The sequence below is a fragment of the Staphylococcus sp. IVB6240 genome, assembly GCF_025558425.1.
Taxonomy (GTDB): Bacteria; Bacillota; Bacilli; order Staphylococcales; family Staphylococcaceae; genus Staphylococcus.
Map to the genome: position 1 here is coordinate 13,812 of NZ_CP094718.1, position 17,295 is coordinate 31,106.

Genomic DNA, 17,295 nt, shown 5'->3' on the forward strand with positions numbered 1-17,295 from the left:
CCTTTTTTAGAATTTTACAGAGCAAAACACTACTTTTAAGACGTCTTTCATAGTTTTGTTATCAGAATATTTTGTTATAATTTAACGTTGATATGACAACGTTTATAGACTTCGGTGTGTGTGAAGTCACTATGACGTAAGTCTAACTCTATAGAATTCATTCGTATTTTGTAATACAATAAATTTAATTTTTATGAAGGGGGTTAACGGCATGTCATATCAGACATTTAAACAAGGTGTAAAAGATTGTATTCCTACTTTGCTAGGCTATGCTGGAATTGGTTTTTCATTCGGTGTGGTAGGTATTACGTCTGGATTTAATATATTTGAGATTGCCTTATTATCTATTTTAATCTATGCCGGTGCTGCACAATTTATCGTCATTGCATTAATGGTTGTCCATACACCTGTGTGGGTAATTGTATTGACGGCACTAATTGTGAATAGCCGAATGTTCTTATTGAGTATGACATTAGCGCCCTCTTTCAAGCATGAAACGTTAGGCCATCGTATTGGTATTGGAACATTGCTGACAGATGAGACATTTGGTGTGGCTATCACCCCCTACTCGAGAGGGGAGATAATTGGGCGTAACTGGATGTATGGCTTAAACATCACAGCGTATCTCTTTTGGATATTGACGACCATCCTTGGTGCGGCATTAGGTGACTTTGTCAGTCAACCAGAAATGTTTGGTTTAGACTACGCAATCATAGCAATGTTTGTTTTCTTAGCTGCTGCACAATTAGAGGGCGTACATAAATCAAAGATACGTCTGTACTTATTACTTATCTTGGTTGTGATTGTCTTAATGTTGGTGTTAAGTCTATTTATGCCTTCTTACCTTGCTATTATGATTGCATCGATATTAACCGCAACATTAGGGATGGTGATTGAACAATGACAACATTTTATTTTTTGAGCGCGGTTGTGTTATCAGGTCTTGTGACATTGTTAGTACGCATCTTACCGCTAATCATGATCTCGAGACTCGAGCTATCAGAGAAGTTTATTAAATGGCTTTCTTTCATCCCAATCACATTATTTACAGCACTTGTTGTTGACGGTTTGATACAGCAACAAGATGGCCAGTTTGGATATACCATCAATTGGACGTTTCTCATTGCGTTGGCACCTACTATCTTGGTTGCCTTACGTACACGTAGTTTAACAATGACTGTCATCATAGGGATGATAACAGTCGCAATATTAAGAGTCATGATAGGGGCTTGATGTTGTCTGATTGGATAAAATGGTGTATCATAACACTTAATTTAAAACATATAAAAACTTATTGAGAGAAGCTGAGGGATTTGGCCCGTTGACGCTTCAGCAACCACTTATATATGAGAACGGTGCTACAACCAACGATTGAAGTCGAATGATAAGTCATCCTATAAATCTAGACTGTATCGTTGTTGGCTCAATGATGCAGTTTTTAATTTTATAGGAGGGCGAACAATGAGTAACTATATAGTAGACACGTTGCATTTAGGTGCATTTACAACAGAATCTGGTGAAACGATTCAAGATTTACAGCTGCGATATGAATATGTTGGCTACAAAGGACAGCCGCTTGTGCTTGTTTGTCATGCACTCACTGGAAATCATTTAACGTATGGAACAGATGAGCAACCGGGGTGGTGGCGAGAAATTATTGATGGTGGCTATATGCCATTTCATGATTATCAGTTTTTAACATTCAATGTCATCGGTAGTCCGTTTGGTTCAAGTTCACGTGCAAATGACCCACATTTTCCAGAACATCTGACAATGCGTGATATTGTGAGAGCTATTGAATTGGGTGTGAAAGCATTGGGTTATTCAGAAATTGATATTCTAATCGGAGCGTCACTCGGTGGTATGCAAGTCATGGAGTTGCTGTACAATCGACAATTTCATGTGAAGAAAGCTGTCATTTTAGCCGCAACAGCTAAGACGTCTTCATACAGCCGTGCATTTAATGAAATTGCACGTCAGGTGATTCATTTAGGTGGAACAGAGGGTCTGAGTATTGCGCGACAACTTGGTTTCCTTACGTACCGATCATCTAAAAGTTATGAGTCAAGATTTACACCTGATGAGGTTGTTTCATATCAGAAATATCAAGGGGATAAGTTTAAGTCAACATTCCATTTAGAGAGCTATTTAACACTGCTGGACGTCTTAGATAGTCATGATATTTATCGTGGGCGAGATGATGTGAGTGCTGTATTTCGTATGCTAGACACGAAAGTATTAACGATTGGTTTTGTTGATGACCTTTTATATCCAGATGATCAAGTGGAAGCGGTAGGCCAACATTTCCGTTACCATCGTCATTTCTTTGTACCTGATAATGTCGGACATGATGGCTTCCTTCTTAATTTTAATGATTGGGCACCTTATCTCTACCATTTCTTAAAAGTCTCTCGTTTTCGTCGCTAAATTTAGACGGATATCGCACATTTTGTTATAATCAAAGGAATGAGAAAAGAAGGGTTAAGGTTTTGGGGGATATATATAATTAACAAGACAAAGACGCTCTTTTCCACAACAACTTTAGCAGTGCAATCTCAAGTCATTGTATTCGTACTGCAAAGTTTGTAAAATAATCGATAAAGAAATAAATTAGTTTGGAAGTGGCGTTATTGTTTTCAAAAATACAGTTTAAACCAATGTTGCTATGTACACTTGCATGGCTATTGGTCATCTTAGCGATATACTTCATGCCCGCATTGGGATTGATTGTCGCATTGTTTGCAACACTCCCAGGGATTATATTATGGCACCGTTCCTTATATTCATTCGGATTCAGTGTCTTCATTACATTTATTATTGCGACATTAACAGGCAGCGTCATGATCATGAGTTTTATGATGATTGTTTTCGTAATCAGTGCATTGATTGGTCGCCTGTTACAGGAACGTGCCTCAAAAGAGCGCATCCTATACCTAACAACAATCGTATCAAGCATATTGACGTTAGGTTTAATGATGATTTTACAAAGTATTCAACAATTACCTTATGCACATGAATTGTTAGAACCATATCAAGCAGTGGTTGATCAAGCCATTGCTCTACAAGATTTAGATGAAGCATCACAAGAGGTGCTAAACGCATCTGTACAACAACTTGCCATTCAGATGCCAGGTCTTATTGTCATCGCATTGGCATTGTTCATGTTTTTAACGTTAGTGATTATTTGTCCTATTTTACGCAAGTTTAAGATTGCGACACCGGTTTTTAGACCGCTGTATCTATGGCAAATGAATCGTTCAGTCTTCTTTATTTATGCGATTGCATTGTTAGTAGGTATGACAACAGAACCTGCGACAACAATGAACAGTATCAGCGTGAACTTTCAAATTGTCCTCGGATTTTTACTTGTAATTCAAGGTTTGAGCTTTATCCATTATATATGTGTGGTAAACCGACTACATATTAGTTTGACGATTGTATTTGTCATGTTAGGTGTAATGTTTTATCCTTTAACACGTATACTTGGATTGCTAGATATAGGTTTAAATTTAAAAGGTATGATAAATAAACGATAAGAGGTGACAAAATGAATCGTCATGCTATAAAGAAAGCATTGATCATTCCATTTGTATTGATGACACTTGCTGCCTTGATAAGTGTGGGTGTCTTAGTAATCTTTAACAAGATGTTTGCACTTATTGCAGGATTGGGGTTATTCGTTGTACTTATCATTTGTGCCATACTTCTGAGACGTGTATATCAACATTTTGATGGTTACATTGACCAACTGAGCGGTAAGATTTCAGCTGGAAGTGATAGAGCAGTCAAGACGATGCCGATGGGACTGATCGTATTAGACGAAGCAGAGCAAATTGAATGGGTCAATCCATTTATGACTGAGCGTATTGAGCGCAATGTAATATCAGATCCGATCAATGAAGTGTACCCAAATATTTTAAAGCAATTAGAAAAAGCAAAAGAAATTGAATATCAAGACGGTCCGTATGCATATCGTGTGAAATATTCAGAAGAAGAAAAAATTCTTTATTTCCTAGATATGACAGAAGAAACGGAAATACGACAAGAATATGAAGACCAACAACCGATTATTGCCACATTATTCTTGGATAACTATGATGAAATTACACAAAATATGAATGACACACAACGTTCTGAAATCAATGCGATGGTGACGCGTGTGATTAGTCGTTGGGCTCAGAGACATAACGTTTACTTCAAGCGTTATAGCTCAGACCAATTTGTCGCATATTTGAATAGACGAATTTTACGTGAAATTGAAGAAAGTAAATTTGATATTTTGAGTGAATTGCGTGAGAAGAGTAGTGGTTATCGTGCACAGCTGACGTTCAGTATTGGCGTCGGGGAAGGCTCAGAAAACTTAATTGACCTTGGTGAACTATCACAGTCAGGTTTAGACTTAGCGTTAGGACGTGGTGGAGACCAAGTTGCGATTAAAAATATCAATGGTAATGTGCGTTTCTATGGCGGTAAGACTGACCCGATGGAAAAACGTACCCGTGTACGTGCACGTGTTATTTCACATGCGTTGAAGGATATCTTACTTGAAGGCGATAAAGTGATTGTGATGGGGCATAAGCGACCAGACCTAGATGCGATTGGCGCAGCGATTGGTGTCACACGCTTTGCGATGATGAATAACTTGGATGCGTATGTTGTATTAAATGAGTCAGATATTGATCCAACGTTACAACGTGTGATGGATGAAATCAACGAAAAGCCAGAGCTGAAAGAACGCTTCATCACATCAGATGATGCATGGAATATGATGACGTCTAAAACAACATTAGTCGTTGTCGATACACATAAACCAGAAATGGTGATTGATGAAAATATTTTAAATAAAGCAAACCGTAAAGTAGTGATCGACCACCATCGTCGAGGAGAAAGTTTTATTTCAAATCCACTTCTCGTGTATATGGAGCCGTATGCAAGCTCAACTGCAGAGCTCGTAACAGAGTTGCTTGAATACCAACCAACAGAACAGCGACTTACACGACTTGAATCAACTGTGATGTACGCAGGTATTATTGTGGATACGCGTAACTTTACATTGCGTACAGGTTCTCGTACATTTGATGCGGCAAGCTACTTGCGTGCCCATGGTGCAGATACAATTCTTACACAGCATTTCTTAAAAGATGATATTGAAACTTACATCAATCGTTCAGAATTAATTCGTACAGTAGATTTACAAGATAACGGTATTGCAATTGCCCACGGCGCAGATGACAAAAAATATCACCCTGTTACAGTGGCACAAGCAGCTGATGAATTATTAAGTTTAGATGGTGTAGATGCCTCTTATGTTGTTGCAAGACGCGAAGATGACCTTGTAGGTATGTCTGCCCGATCACTTGGTGGCTTTAATGTTCAATTAACAATGGAAGCACTTGGTGGTGGTGGTCATCTGACAAATGCAGCGACACAGATTAAAGATGTAACAGTAGAAGAAGCGATTGAACAATTGAAAGTTGCAATTGCGGAACAAATAGATAGGAGTGACGAATCATGAAAGTAATTTTTACACAAGACGTAAAAGGTAAAGGTAAAAAAGGCGAAATTAAAAATGTACCAGTAGGTTATGCGAATAACTTCTTAATCAAAAATGGTTATGCTGTTGAAGCGACACCTGGTAACTTAAAACAATTAGAACAAAAAAATAAGCGTATCGAAAAAGAAAAGCAACAAGAATTTGAAGATGCTAAAGCGTTAAAAGAAAAGTTAGAAACACTTGAAGTAGAAGTAAAAGCGAAGTCAGGTGAGGGCGGTAAGTTGTTCGGTTCAATCAGTACAAAACAAATTGCTGAATCCCTAAATAAACAACACGGTATTAAACTTGATAAACGTAAAATGGACTTAGCAAACGGCATCCATGCGTTAGGTTATACGAACGTACCTGTGAAGTTACACAAAGATGTAGAGGGTACAATTCGTGTTCATACAGTAGAACAATAAAAAAAGCGTGATGGAGCGTGTTTAAAGGCTGGGGCATCAGAGACATGTTCCAGCCTTAAAATATGAGTAAAAGTATGCCCAATAAAGTTAAAGGAGGCGGATGGCATGGATGGTATGTTTGACCATAATCAAATGCCACATAGTCATGAAGCGGAACAATCTGTACTAGGTGCGATATTTTTAGATCCTGAACTGATCTCAACGACACAAGAGATATTAGTGCCTGAATCTTTTTATCGTGCGCCGCATCAACATATTTTCCGTGCTATGATGCACTTAAATGAAGACGGCAATGATATCGATATCGTGACAGTATTGGATCGCCTGACCCAAGATGGTGTTGTGAATGAAGCGGGAGGTGTACAATATTTAGCTGAGATTACATCTAGCGTTCCGACAACGCGAAATATTGAATATTATACAAATGTCGTTTTTAAACACGCAATGAAGCGTAAATTAATCCATACAGCAGATAGTATCGCAAGTGATGGGTACAATGATGAGTTAGATTTGGACACGATCCTAAACGATGCAGAACGACGTATCTTAGAACTTTCAAATGTACGTGAAAGTGATGGCTTTAAAGATATCCGTGATGTCTTAGGACAAGTGTATGAGAATGCGGAAGAACTCGATCAAAATAGCGGACAAACACCAGGTATTCCAACTGGATATCGTGATCTCGATCAGATGACAGCAGGTTTTAACCGCAACGACTTAATTATTCTAGCAGCCCGTCCATCAGTCGGTAAGACTGCCTTCGCACTTAACATTGCACAAAAAGTTGCGACACATGAAGACAATTATACAGTGGGTATCTTCTCGCTCGAGATGGGTGCTGATCAGTTAGCCACACGTATGATCTGTAGTTCAGGGAATGTGGATTCTAACCGCTTGAGAACGGGGACGATGACGGAAGAAGACTGGAATCGTTTTACCGTAGCAGTCGGTAAGCTTTCTCGTACTAAAATCTTTATTGATGATACGCCGGGTATTCGTATTACAGATATTCGCTCAAAATGTCGACGCTTAAAGCAAGAGCACGGACTTGATATGATTGTGATTGACTACTTACAATTGATACAAGGAAGCGGTTCTAGAGCTTCAGACAACCGTCAACAAGAAGTCTCTGAAATCTCACGTATGTTAAAAGCCATCGCGCGTGAACTCGAATGTCCTGTCATTGCACTTAGTCAGCTCTCACGTGGCGTAGAGCAACGACAAGATAAGCGACCAATGATGAGTGATATTCGTGAATCAGGGTCTATCGAGCAAGATGCGGATATCGTAGCCTTCTTATATCGTGATGATTATTATAATCGCGGTGATGGTGAAGATGATGATGACGATACGAGTTTTGAACCACAAACGAATGATGAAAATGGTGAAATTGAAATTATTATCGCCAAGCAGCGTAACGGCCCAACAGGTACTGTGAAGCTACACTTTATGAAACAATACAATAAATTTACAGATATTGATTATGCGCATGCAGAAATGGCATAAAAAAATTAACGTCCTTAAAACCGTACTTTAAAACCTTTTTAAAATTTTAAGTACGGTTTTTGTATTGTATTTACACACTATTTTTAAATTAAGTTAGGATTTTGGATGGATCTAAAAATTGCAAAAACCCCTTGTAATATGCGTGATTGATAGTGTTGAGAGGAGTCATATCATCAGATATCAAAGTGCATGATCACCTAAAATGAATGTTCGTTTTTTCATTTGCATTCGTGTGAAGTTATTGGTAGAATACATTTGGTTAATTGAGAAAACTTGGAGGTGCTCTTATGTCATCAATCGTAGTAGTTGGGACACAATGGGGAGACGAAGGTAAAGGTAAAATTACAGACTTTTTAGCGGAACAAGCAGATGTGATCACACGTTTTTCAGGTGGAAATAACGCAGGTCATACAATCAAGTTTGACGGTGAAACATACAAATTGCACTTAGTACCATCTGGTATTTTCTATAAAGATAAATTATCAGTGATTGGTAACGGTGTGGTAGTAGATCCAGTTGCAATTTTAAAAGAATTAGACGCTTTGAACGAACGTGGTATCGCGACAGATAACTTGCGCATTTCAAACCGTGCGCATGTGATTTTACCATATCACCTAATGCAAGATGAGCTTGAAGAAGCACGTCGTGGTGATAACAAAATCGGTACAACGAAAAAAGGTATTGGCCCAGCATACGTAGACAAAGCACAACGTATTGGTATCCGTATGGCTGATCTTTTAGACAAAGAAGTATTTGAAGCACGTTTAAAAGAAAACTTAGCTTATAAAAACGATTATTTCAAAGGTATGTTCAATGCAGAAGCACCTGCATTTGAAGAAATTTTTGAAGAATACTACGCAGCAGGTCAACGCCTTGCACCATACGTAACAGATACAGCCAAAGTATTGGATGATGCATTTGTTGCGGATGAGCGTGTCCTATTTGAAGGCGCACAAGGTGTCATGTTAGACATCGACCACGGAACATATCCATTTGTTACATCAAGTAACCCTATCGCAGGTAACGTAACAGTGGGTGCTGGTGTGGGTCCAACAAATGTTTCAAAAGTTGTGGGTGTATGTAAAGCGTACACATCTCGTGTAGGTGATGGTCCATTCCCAACAGAATTATTTGATGAAGATGGTCACCACATTCGTGAAGTTGGCCGTGAATACGGTACAACAACAGGACGTCCACGTCGTGTAGGTTGGTTCGACTCAGTTGTATTACGTCACTCTCGTCGTGTGAGTGGTATTACAGATTTATCAATCAACTCAATCGACGTCTTAACTGGTTTAGATACAGTGAAAATCTGTACAGCATACGAGTTAGATGGCAAAGAGATCACAGAGTACCCAGCAAACTTAAATGATTTAAAACGTTGTAAGCCAATCTTTGAAGAGTTACCAGGTTGGAAAGAAGATATCACAAATGTACGTACATTAGATGAATTACCTGATAATGCACGACGTTACTTAGAACGTATTTCTGAATTATGTAACGTACACATTTCTATCTTCTCAGTAGGTCCAGACCGTAACCAAACAAATGTTGTAGAACAATTATGGGTATAATTAAATAAAAAGGGTAGACTGCCGGTAACACTTCCGGGTAGACTAACTCTTCATAAAAAGCCTAAGACACCACTTGTCTTAGGCTTTTTATATTAAAAAAATCTATTTACATATTTAGGACTTAAGCGACTTAAGTGATAAATATGTAAATAGATTGCACATTTAGTGAATATCACGTTTTTTGTGATTACCACCACGTACTTCGGATACATTACCAATAGAAAGAAACGCACGCTCATCAATTTCCATTACAATATCTTTGAGCTTTGCTTCTTCTAAACGTGTGATAACACAGAAGATAACACGTTTATCTTCGCCAGTATAAGCACCTTCACCTTTTAAATAAGTGACACCACGACCGAGACGAGAGTTAATTGCTTCACCAATGTCTTTATAAGCATCACTGATCACCCAAACAGATTTCGATTCGTCAAAGCCAAGTAATACCGTATCAATCATTTTTGATGCGATAAAGTATGCGACAACACTAAAAAGTGCATTCTCCCATGTGAAGACAAAGCCAGCTGCACCAAAGATGAAGAAGTTAATAATCATCACGATTTCTCCAACTGAAAATGGGACTTTGTTTTGTACGAGAATGGATAGTATTTCTGTACCGTCTAATGATCCGCCATATCTTAGGACGATTCCGACACCAATCCCAAGCACAGCACCACCAAAAATGGTTACTAGAAACTTATCTTCAATGAGTGGATCAATTGGATGAAGTAAAATCGTTGAAAGAGATAATACTGTAATGGCATAAATTGTAGAAATCGCAAAGGTCTTACCGATTTGTTTATAACCTAAAAAGAAAAACGGTAGGTTTAGAATAAAGATAAAAGCCCCCAGCTTAATCCCAGATAAGTGGGATAAAATAATTGAGATACCGACAATGCCACCATCAAGTAATTGATTTGGAACGAGAAAGAGTTCTAATGCGACACCCATCAGTACGGCACCCAGTGTGATGAAGAAAAAACGTTTGATAAAGTACGTCGCACGACGTGGTTTTTCCCTCTTGTAAGATACAGGTTCTTGCTCTGTAATTTCCATATATTGTCCCCCTTTTAATCATCTATAAAAAATTATACAAAAAAATATGAAAAAAATCTTGTCAACGAGAAAAGACGATGCTATAATAATTTTTGTGTTAAAGAACGGCTCCTTGGTCAAGCGGTTAAGACACCGCCCTTTCACGGCGGTAACACGGGTTCGAGTCCCGTAGGAGTCACCATTTATGGTCCCGTAGTGGAGCGGTTTAACACGCCTGCCTGTCACGCAGGAGATCGCGGGTTCGATTCCCGTCGGGACCGCTAATTGCTCATCCAAGAGGATGAGCTTTTTTATTTGTTCTTATATAGAGAAAAGGCGAGATGACACGTTGATGTGATCTTGCCTTTTTTGGTCTTTAGTAGGAAATTTATTTTTTAAATATAAATCTAGATATAGATTCATGAGAATATAAAGTCTTGTTAAATAAAAATATAGACAAAAGAATAGTACTTTTAAAAGAATTATGCTATCGTTAGGTTACAAAAATATAAATTTGTAACTAGTAAATATAAAAAAATCAAGTCAACGTTTATCAGAATCATTACAATAATAAAAAGAAGACTGAAACATCATAAATTTGTGTGACAAGGAAATTGATAAACGGTTTCCAAGTATACAAATTCATTATGCATCAGCCTCAAGCAAATTAAACACTATGTTTGATTAGGTCGAATGTCATCTCAAAACGATGTGCGTAGTCTGGTAAATCCCACGTATCTTTGAACATTGGTAGTGTAAAGGCTGAAAATGCAGAAAGAATCACTTCAGCCCTCTCAAGCTGATGCTCATCATAGCCCATTTGCTGTTGAATGCGAATGTAACAAGGCGTTAAGACCTCTCGTAGCATGAAGGGATCTTTATCGATATAACGTGTATTCAATTCAAACATCACTTTGTTTGAATGATATGTATCTCTTTTCGCATTCACAAACGCCCAAAGATAATCATGAAGCCATTCTATTTTATTCGTATAGGCTGCATCATTGATATCGATTCGTTGGATAATACGCGACATAAACCAATCTTTACAGACAGCCGTCCACAAAGCCTGTTTATTCTCAAAATGTTTATAAATAGCTGCATGTGTCACATCAAGTGCTATCGCAATTTTAGAGATTGAAATCTCTGTCTGCTGTGTTTCTTGAATGATTGTTTGAGCCGTTGTAATAATTAATGATTTTGTTATTTTTTGCTTTTCCATAAGCTTTATCTTATCACAATCAACTAAAATATAAAGAGGGGCTGATTTAATGAAAGCCGTACAATTAGAGAAATATAACAAAGATTTAAAAGTAAAAATAAATGATATTCCTGTTCCATCTATTCAAGCAGATGAGGTGTTAATCAAGGTTGCGTATGCAGCGATTAATCCTTTAGAAAAATTAACGATAACAGGTGCTATAAAGTTAATTCAAGACTACCCTAAGCCAGTCACACTTGGTAATGAATTGACAGGAACAATTGTTGAAGCTGGTCAAACTGTTAAAAATTTAAAAGCTGGTGATGTCGTTTATACACGCCTGCCTATTACACGTATCGGTGCATTTGCTGAGTATGTAGTTGTAAAGGCTGAATATGTGGTACCTATTCCTAGTAATTTAGATATGAAAACAGCAACAGCTGCACCGCTAACAGGCCTAACTGCATATCAAGCGCTAACTGAAGAACTTGAAGTAGAAGCAGGAAAAACACTCTTTATCTCAGGTGGTTCTGGTAGCTTTGGTCAAATGGCCGTTCCACTCGCAAAGTCAATGGGACTTAAAGTGATCATTTCAGGAAATGCACGATCAAAAGAAACGTTCTTAGCCAAAGGTGTTGACCAATACATCGACTATACACAAGAAAATTATTGGGAAGTCTTATCGGATGTCGACTATGTCATCGATACATTAGGACCGAAAGAATTTGAAAAAGAATTGTCTATTATGAAGTCAGGTGGAAAAATTGTTAGCTTGATTAATGCTCCGAACAAAGCATTTGCTGAGAAGCAAGGTTTCTCTAAATTTAAGACATTATTATTTACACTCGCTGGTCAAAAATTCGATCGTAAAGCAAAAGCACAAGGTGTTGAATACCGCTTCATCTTCGTACGTGCAGATGGACAGCAATTGAAAGCCATCACAGACATGGTAGAGCGTGAAAATATCATTCCAGCTGTAGACTCACGTATTTTTACAGTAGATGAAGTTGACGAAGCATTAGACTATACATTCAACCAACGTACGAATGGAAAGGTATTAATTCAATTTGATACGGAAGATACACTATAAAACATAAAATAAAACTGGATGCATGCTGAAATGAGCATGTTATCCAGTTTTTCTTATAGCTATCATTTTCATCAGACATATGAACTTTAGAAACGTAAAAGGATAGAATTCACACTATAGAAGTGATACATTATAAGGTATAGGAGTGTGAATTTGGACACCATAGAAACATCATGTCAGGGAAAATGCACCACTTATAAACAGATAATCGGTACCAAGTACACATAAAAAATCTCTCAGCGCATAGCGTTGATTAATGAAGAAATGAGGTCATGTAGATGGCGAAAAAAGTAGTTGTAGTAGACGATGAAAAACCAATTGCAGATATACTTGAATTTAACTTAAAAAAAGAAGGCTATGATGTATTCGTTGCTTATGATGGTGATGATGCGGTTGAATTGATCTATACGCAAGAACCGGACATTGTTTTACTGGATATTATGTTGCCGGGTCGAGACGGTATGGAAGTCTGCCGTGAAGTACGTAAAAAATATGATATGCCCATCATTATGTTGACTGCGAAAGACTCAGAAATCGACAAAGTACTAGGCCTTGAATTAGGGGCGGATGACTATGTAACAAAACCATTTAGTACACGTGAATTAATCGCACGTGTTAAAGCGAACTTACGCCGTCATCATGCACAACCAAGTGTTGAGAATAACAAACAGTCTAACGAGATTGCGATTAAAGATATTGTCGTATATCCAGATGCTTATTCTATTAAAAAACGTGGTGAGTCTATCGATCTGACACATCGTGAATTTGAGTTGTTCCATTATCTTTCTAAACATATGGGTCAAGTGATGACACGTGAACATTTACTACAAACAGTATGGGGCTATGATTATTTCGGTGATGTACGTACAGTTGATGTAACGATCCGTCGTTTACGTGAAAAAATTGAAGATGACCCATCACATCCAGATTATATTGTGACACGTCGAGGTGTGGGATACTTCCTACAACATCATGAGTAGAAGGAAGTTGTGTTTATGAAGTGGTTAAAACAATTTCAATCTCTTCACACAAAACTTGTCATTGTCTATGTCTTGCTGATTATTATTGGGATGCAAATTATCGGTTTGTACTTCACCAATAGTCTTGAAAAAGAAATGACTGAGACATTTAAAACCAATATCTCACAAAATGCCAAGCAGATTGAGTTGAGCATTGAAAGAATATATGCAGAAGGCAACAATACAACAAATACACAGAAAGAAATCCAGAACCTACTGAATGAATATGCCAACCGCAATGAAATGATTGAAATTCGTTTCATCGATACTGATCAAATCATTGTTGCAACATCGAAACAATCGAACCGTCATCTCATCAATCAGAAAGCGAATGACAGTGCAATTCAAAAGGCATTATCACTCCGTCAATCAAATTCTGAAGTGGTCTTAAAAGATTATGGTGAAGGTAAACAACGTGTATGGGTTAAAAATATGCCGGTGACAACGAGCAAAGGGCTCATCGGTAATATTTATATTGAATCAAACATTAACCAAGTATATGACCAATTGAGTGATATTAACCAAACCTTTATCGTTGGGACAGGTATTTCACTGATTATTACGATTATCCTCGGTTTCTTTATTGCACGCACGATTACAAAACCAATTACGGACATGCGTAACCAAACTGTTGAAATGTCAAAAGGTAATTATACGCAACGTGTGAAAATCTATGGGAATGACGAGATTGGTGAACTTGCCCTCGCATTTAATAATCTCTCTAAACGTGTACAAGAAGCACAGGCCAATACGGAGAGTGAGAAGCGACGTCTGGACTCGGTTATCCGTCATATGAGTGATGGTGTTATTGCGACAGACAGACGTGGACGTATTAAAATTATTAATGATATGGCGTTGAAAATGCTGGGTGAATCAAAAGAAGATATTGAAGGTGCATTTATTTTAGATGTTCTTGACTTGAATGATGAGCTTAGCTTAGACGAGTTGAATGAGAATAATGAGAGTTTATTGATAGATATTAACGAGGAAGATGGTATTATCGTACGTCTGAACTTTAGTACCATTGTTCAAAATACGGGATTTGTCAATGGTTATATCGCGATGTTGCATGATGTAACAGAACAACAACAAATCGAGCGTGAACGTCGAGAATTCGTTGCTAACGTATCACATGAATTGCGTACACCACTCACATCTATGAATAGCTATATTGAAGCATTAGAACAAGGTGCGTGGAAAGATGAACAGATTGCACCACAATTCTTGTCAGTTACACGTGAAGAAACAGAACGAATGATTCGACTGGTGAATGATCTCTTACATCTCTCTAAAATGGATAATGAGACAGAAGAAATTACGAAAGAGATTGTCGATTTTAATCTGTTTATCAATAAGGTTATTAATCGCCATGAAATGTCAGCGAAAGATACGACATTTGTACGAGATATACCAAGTCAGACGATTTTCACAGAAATTGATCCAGATAAGATGACACAAGTATTTGATAATGTCATTACCAATGCATTGAAATATTCGCGTGGTCAGAAGCGGGTAGAGTTTCATGTGAAACATAATCCGTCACATCGACGTCTCACAGTGCGTATTAAAGATAATGGGATTGGTATTCCTGTGAATAAAGTCGATAAAATATTTGATCGCTTTTTCCGTGTAGATAAGGCACGTACGCGAAAAATGGGTGGTACAGGTCTCGGCTTAGCGATTTCTAAGGAGATTGTAGAAGCACATAAAGGACGTATATGGGCCAATAGTGTAGAGGGTCAAGGGACATCGATCTTCATTACACTACCTTGTGAAATCATAGAAGATGGTGATTGGGATGCAAGTTAAGGAACTCATAAAGTCCATTACACTCATCATACTAGTCATATCGAGCATGGTACTCACATTATTAATTTGGAACTTTTCTCCTGATACGGCAGATGTGGACAACGAACCAACAAAAGAAAATACAAAAGCGATTGGTCCCCGATTCAATGCAGATATCAACCAAGTGGTGTCTCCTTTTCAATTGGTACATGTTAATGGTGTGCATGTTGAAGGAATGCCAGCAACAAGCGAAGTCAATGAACTGGCAAATGCATTTACGAAACAACATATTCATAAGGTCGTCTATATTGAGAATGACCAATCACTTTTATTGAGAGAACTGAGTGATCATTTTCTTGTTTTAGACTACCCGACAGACGTCCCGCTCTCTATGTATTTGAGTGAAGTCCTAGATTTGCAGGCCAAAGTACCGAATCAATTTAAGTTTGATCGTCTGATTTATGATATTGATCCAACAGATAACTTAGTTGTGTACGCAATTGATAGTACACGTCATCGCGCAGTTAAAATGACAACATCTATTAAGACAAGTGCTATTAAAAATCATTTATCAGAGCTTAAAGTGGCATTGCGCCCTTATACGAATTTATCAATGAATGAAGATACAATTAATAAGGCAACATATCTTTATGCGCCGAAAGCCCCTGAAAATTTAAAAACGTATCGTACTATTTTTAATCACATTAGTGCTGAAGATTTGAACAGTATTTTATTTGATGACACACCTATTGTACGTACGACGGAGAGTGGAAATACGATTTATAACAATAATACGGGTGTAGTGAACTATGATCCGGATAAGAAAACATATCATTATACGAACTTGTCAGAAGATGAATATAGTACGCGTGATATGAATATCAGTATTCCAAGAACTTTTGATTATATTAATGAACATGGTGGTTTTACAGATGATTTTCGTCTCTTTGATGCAAATAAAGATCAAGGCTTAATTACGTATCAAATGTTCTTGAATGGGCGCCCTATCTTTTATCAGAACCAACTGAATCAAATTCTAGTTAGTTGGGGAGAACGTGGTATTTTTGAATATAGTAGAGGCTTATTGAAAACGAATGTGACAATTGATAATGGTAAAAAACCTAAGGCGTTACCGACGCTTGAAGATGTTAGAGGTAAATTGGCAAGCAGTAATCAAGTCGACTTCAGAAAGGTCGAGCAATTAGTTGTTGGTTACAAAATGGTATCTCAAAAAGGTCCTGACGATCGAATGGAAATTCAAGAAAATAGTCAGTTTGTACCGACGTGGTTTGTGAAATACGAAGGAAAATGGTATAAATTTGATGATGGGGAGTTGATTGAACAATGAATTGGAAACGTACCAAAACATTATTCATTATCGTCTTCTTTCTCATCAATATCAGTTTAGGCATCATGTATGTTGATAAGTATAACAAGTCAAAAGTAAATCCGTCTGATGGCGACAATGGTGTGAACTTCACACAAGAAAATATTAAATTACCAAAAAATATACCAGAAGTAAGCAAAGTTAAGATGCAATTGATTACAGCACGCTCACATCAATTTGAAAGCAATGCAGAAGAACAGAGTGATGAGAGTCAAAGTGATGAAGGCTATGTTTTAACGAAACAAGTCAATGAGACGGTTAATGTCAAATTAGACCCAATCTCCCATTTAAAACCATATATTAACGATCATGTCTATAAAGGGAATGAGTATCAATTCCATGATACAGAAGATGGATCTATTAGCTATGAGCAGACATATGAAGGATTCCCGATCATGAATAATCAGCGTGCAGCGTTAACATTTATGACAGAAAATGATCGGGTGAAATCATATAAACAAGCAGCGATGGAAGACATCCGTCCGTCTAAAGGGACAAATAATAAACGTCATCAAGTTATCAGTGCTCATAAAGCATTAGAGGCTCTGTATTACAATCAGTACCTTCAAGATGGCGATGAAGTGATAAACTTACGATTAGGTTATTATACAGTGGTTAAAGAAACAAATCTTCAAGTGCTTCAAGCAAACTGGGAGATTCGTGTGAAACATGGTAAAGAGACAAAAACGTATTATGTAGAAGCTGTCTCATCGAATCCGAAAATTATAGAACAGTAG

Annotated in this window: 15 protein-coding genes, 2 tRNA genes and 1 riboswitch; of the genes, 15 read left to right on the forward strand and 2 right to left on the reverse strand. The window is 37.6% G+C overall.

Annotation, left to right across the window (positions count from 1 at the left end; all coding sequences use genetic code 11):
* The first annotated feature begins 211 nt into the window (after positions 1-211).
* From MUA88_RS00055 to MUA88_RS00090, 8 genes are all read left to right on the forward strand, one after another.
* The gene (locus MUA88_RS00055; protein WP_262604175.1) at positions 212-904 is read left to right on the forward strand and encodes an AzlC family ABC transporter permease; all 693 of its coding nucleotides are present in this window, start codon (positions 212-214) and stop codon (positions 902-904) included.
* On the forward strand, positions 901-1,233 hold the full coding sequence (locus tag MUA88_RS00060) for an AzlD domain-containing protein (protein ID WP_262605580.1): 333 nt from the start codon (positions 901-903) through the stop codon (positions 1,231-1,233). The genes MUA88_RS00055 and MUA88_RS00060 overlap by 4 nt, the downstream gene beginning before the upstream one ends.
* 55 nt (positions 1,234-1,288) lie before the next feature.
* Positions 1,289-1,391: riboswitch (SAM riboswitch) on the forward strand.
* A gap of 70 nt (positions 1,392-1,461) precedes the next feature.
* The gene (metX, locus tag MUA88_RS00065; RefSeq protein WP_262605581.1) at positions 1,462-2,427 is read left to right on the forward strand and encodes a homoserine O-acetyltransferase MetX; all 966 of its coding nucleotides are present in this window, start codon (positions 1,462-1,464) and stop codon (positions 2,425-2,427) included.
* 230 nt (positions 2,428-2,657) lie between these two features.
* Entirely contained in the window at positions 2,658-3,536 is an 879-nt protein-coding gene (locus tag MUA88_RS00070) for a DUF2232 domain-containing protein (protein WP_262605582.1), read from the forward strand.
* Positions 3,537-3,547: 11 nt separating this feature from the next.
* Positions 3,548-5,515 (forward strand): DHH family phosphoesterase, encoded by a 1,968-nt coding sequence (locus MUA88_RS00075; protein WP_262604178.1) that lies wholly within the window; start codon positions 3,548-3,550, stop codon positions 5,513-5,515.
* Positions 5,512-5,958, forward strand: a complete 447-nt coding sequence (gene rplI, locus MUA88_RS00080) for a 50S ribosomal protein L9 (protein WP_262604179.1) — start codon at positions 5,512-5,514, stop codon at positions 5,956-5,958. Before MUA88_RS00075 ends, rplI begins: the two co-directional genes overlap by 4 nt.
* Positions 5,959-6,063: 105 nt before the next feature.
* Positions 6,064-7,464: a replicative DNA helicase gene (dnaB, locus tag MUA88_RS00085; RefSeq protein WP_262604180.1), complete on the forward strand. Its 1,401-nt coding sequence runs from the start codon at positions 6,064-6,066 to the stop codon at positions 7,462-7,464.
* A gap of 287 nt (positions 7,465-7,751) precedes the next feature.
* Complete coding sequence (locus tag MUA88_RS00090) at positions 7,752-9,038, forward strand: adenylosuccinate synthase (protein WP_262605583.1); 1,287 nt, start codon at positions 7,752-7,754, stop codon at positions 9,036-9,038.
* A gap of 162 nt (positions 9,039-9,200) precedes the next feature.
* Here the strand turns inward: MUA88_RS00090 and MUA88_RS00095 are convergent, their stop codons facing one another.
* Positions 9,201-10,094: a YitT family protein gene (locus MUA88_RS00095; protein WP_262604182.1), complete on the reverse strand. Its 894-nt coding sequence runs from the start codon at positions 10,092-10,094 to the stop codon at positions 9,201-9,203.
* A gap of 106 nt (positions 10,095-10,200) precedes the next feature.
* On the opposite strand from MUA88_RS00095, the gene MUA88_RS00100 reads away from it, so the two are divergent.
* Positions 10,201-10,275: transfer RNA gene (locus MUA88_RS00100), tRNA-Glu, on the forward strand.
* Between the two features lie 5 nt (positions 10,276-10,280).
* Positions 10,281-10,354, forward strand: a tRNA-Asp gene (locus tag MUA88_RS00105).
* Positions 10,355-10,740: 386 nt separating this feature from the next.
* On the opposite strand, the gene MUA88_RS00110 is transcribed toward MUA88_RS00105, so the two are convergent.
* Positions 10,741-11,295 carry a TetR/AcrR family transcriptional regulator gene (locus tag MUA88_RS00110; protein WP_262604183.1) on the reverse strand — a complete coding sequence of 185 codons (555 nt, stop codon included), beginning with the start codon at positions 11,293-11,295 and terminating at the stop codon, positions 10,741-10,743.
* Between the two features lie 49 nt (positions 11,296-11,344).
* Here MUA88_RS00110 and MUA88_RS00115 point away from each other — a divergent pair, with 49 nt between their 5' ends.
* From MUA88_RS00115 to MUA88_RS00135, 5 genes are all read left to right on the forward strand, one after another.
* On the forward strand, positions 11,345-12,364 hold the full coding sequence (locus MUA88_RS00115; RefSeq protein ID WP_262605585.1) for an NADP-dependent oxidoreductase: 1,020 nt from the start codon (positions 11,345-11,347) through the stop codon (positions 12,362-12,364).
* 278 nt (positions 12,365-12,642) lie between these two features.
* A complete protein-coding gene (gene yycF, locus MUA88_RS00120; RefSeq protein ID WP_262604185.1) occupies positions 12,643-13,344 on the forward strand; it encodes a response regulator YycF in 702 nt (233 codons plus the stop codon).
* Between the two features lie 15 nt (positions 13,345-13,359).
* Positions 13,360-15,192 carry a cell wall metabolism sensor histidine kinase WalK gene (walK, locus tag MUA88_RS00125; RefSeq protein WP_262604186.1) on the forward strand — a complete coding sequence of 611 codons (1,833 nt, stop codon included), beginning with the start codon at positions 13,360-13,362 and terminating at the stop codon, positions 15,190-15,192.
* Positions 15,182-16,519: a YycH family regulatory protein gene (locus tag MUA88_RS00130; RefSeq protein ID WP_262604187.1), complete on the forward strand. Its 1,338-nt coding sequence runs from the start codon at positions 15,182-15,184 to the stop codon at positions 16,517-16,519. Before walK ends, MUA88_RS00130 begins: the two co-directional genes overlap by 11 nt.
* Positions 16,516-17,295, forward strand: coding sequence for a two-component system regulatory protein YycI (locus tag MUA88_RS00135; RefSeq protein ID WP_262604188.1), 780 nt, complete (start codon positions 16,516-16,518; stop codon positions 17,293-17,295). Before MUA88_RS00130 ends, MUA88_RS00135 begins: the two co-directional genes overlap by 4 nt.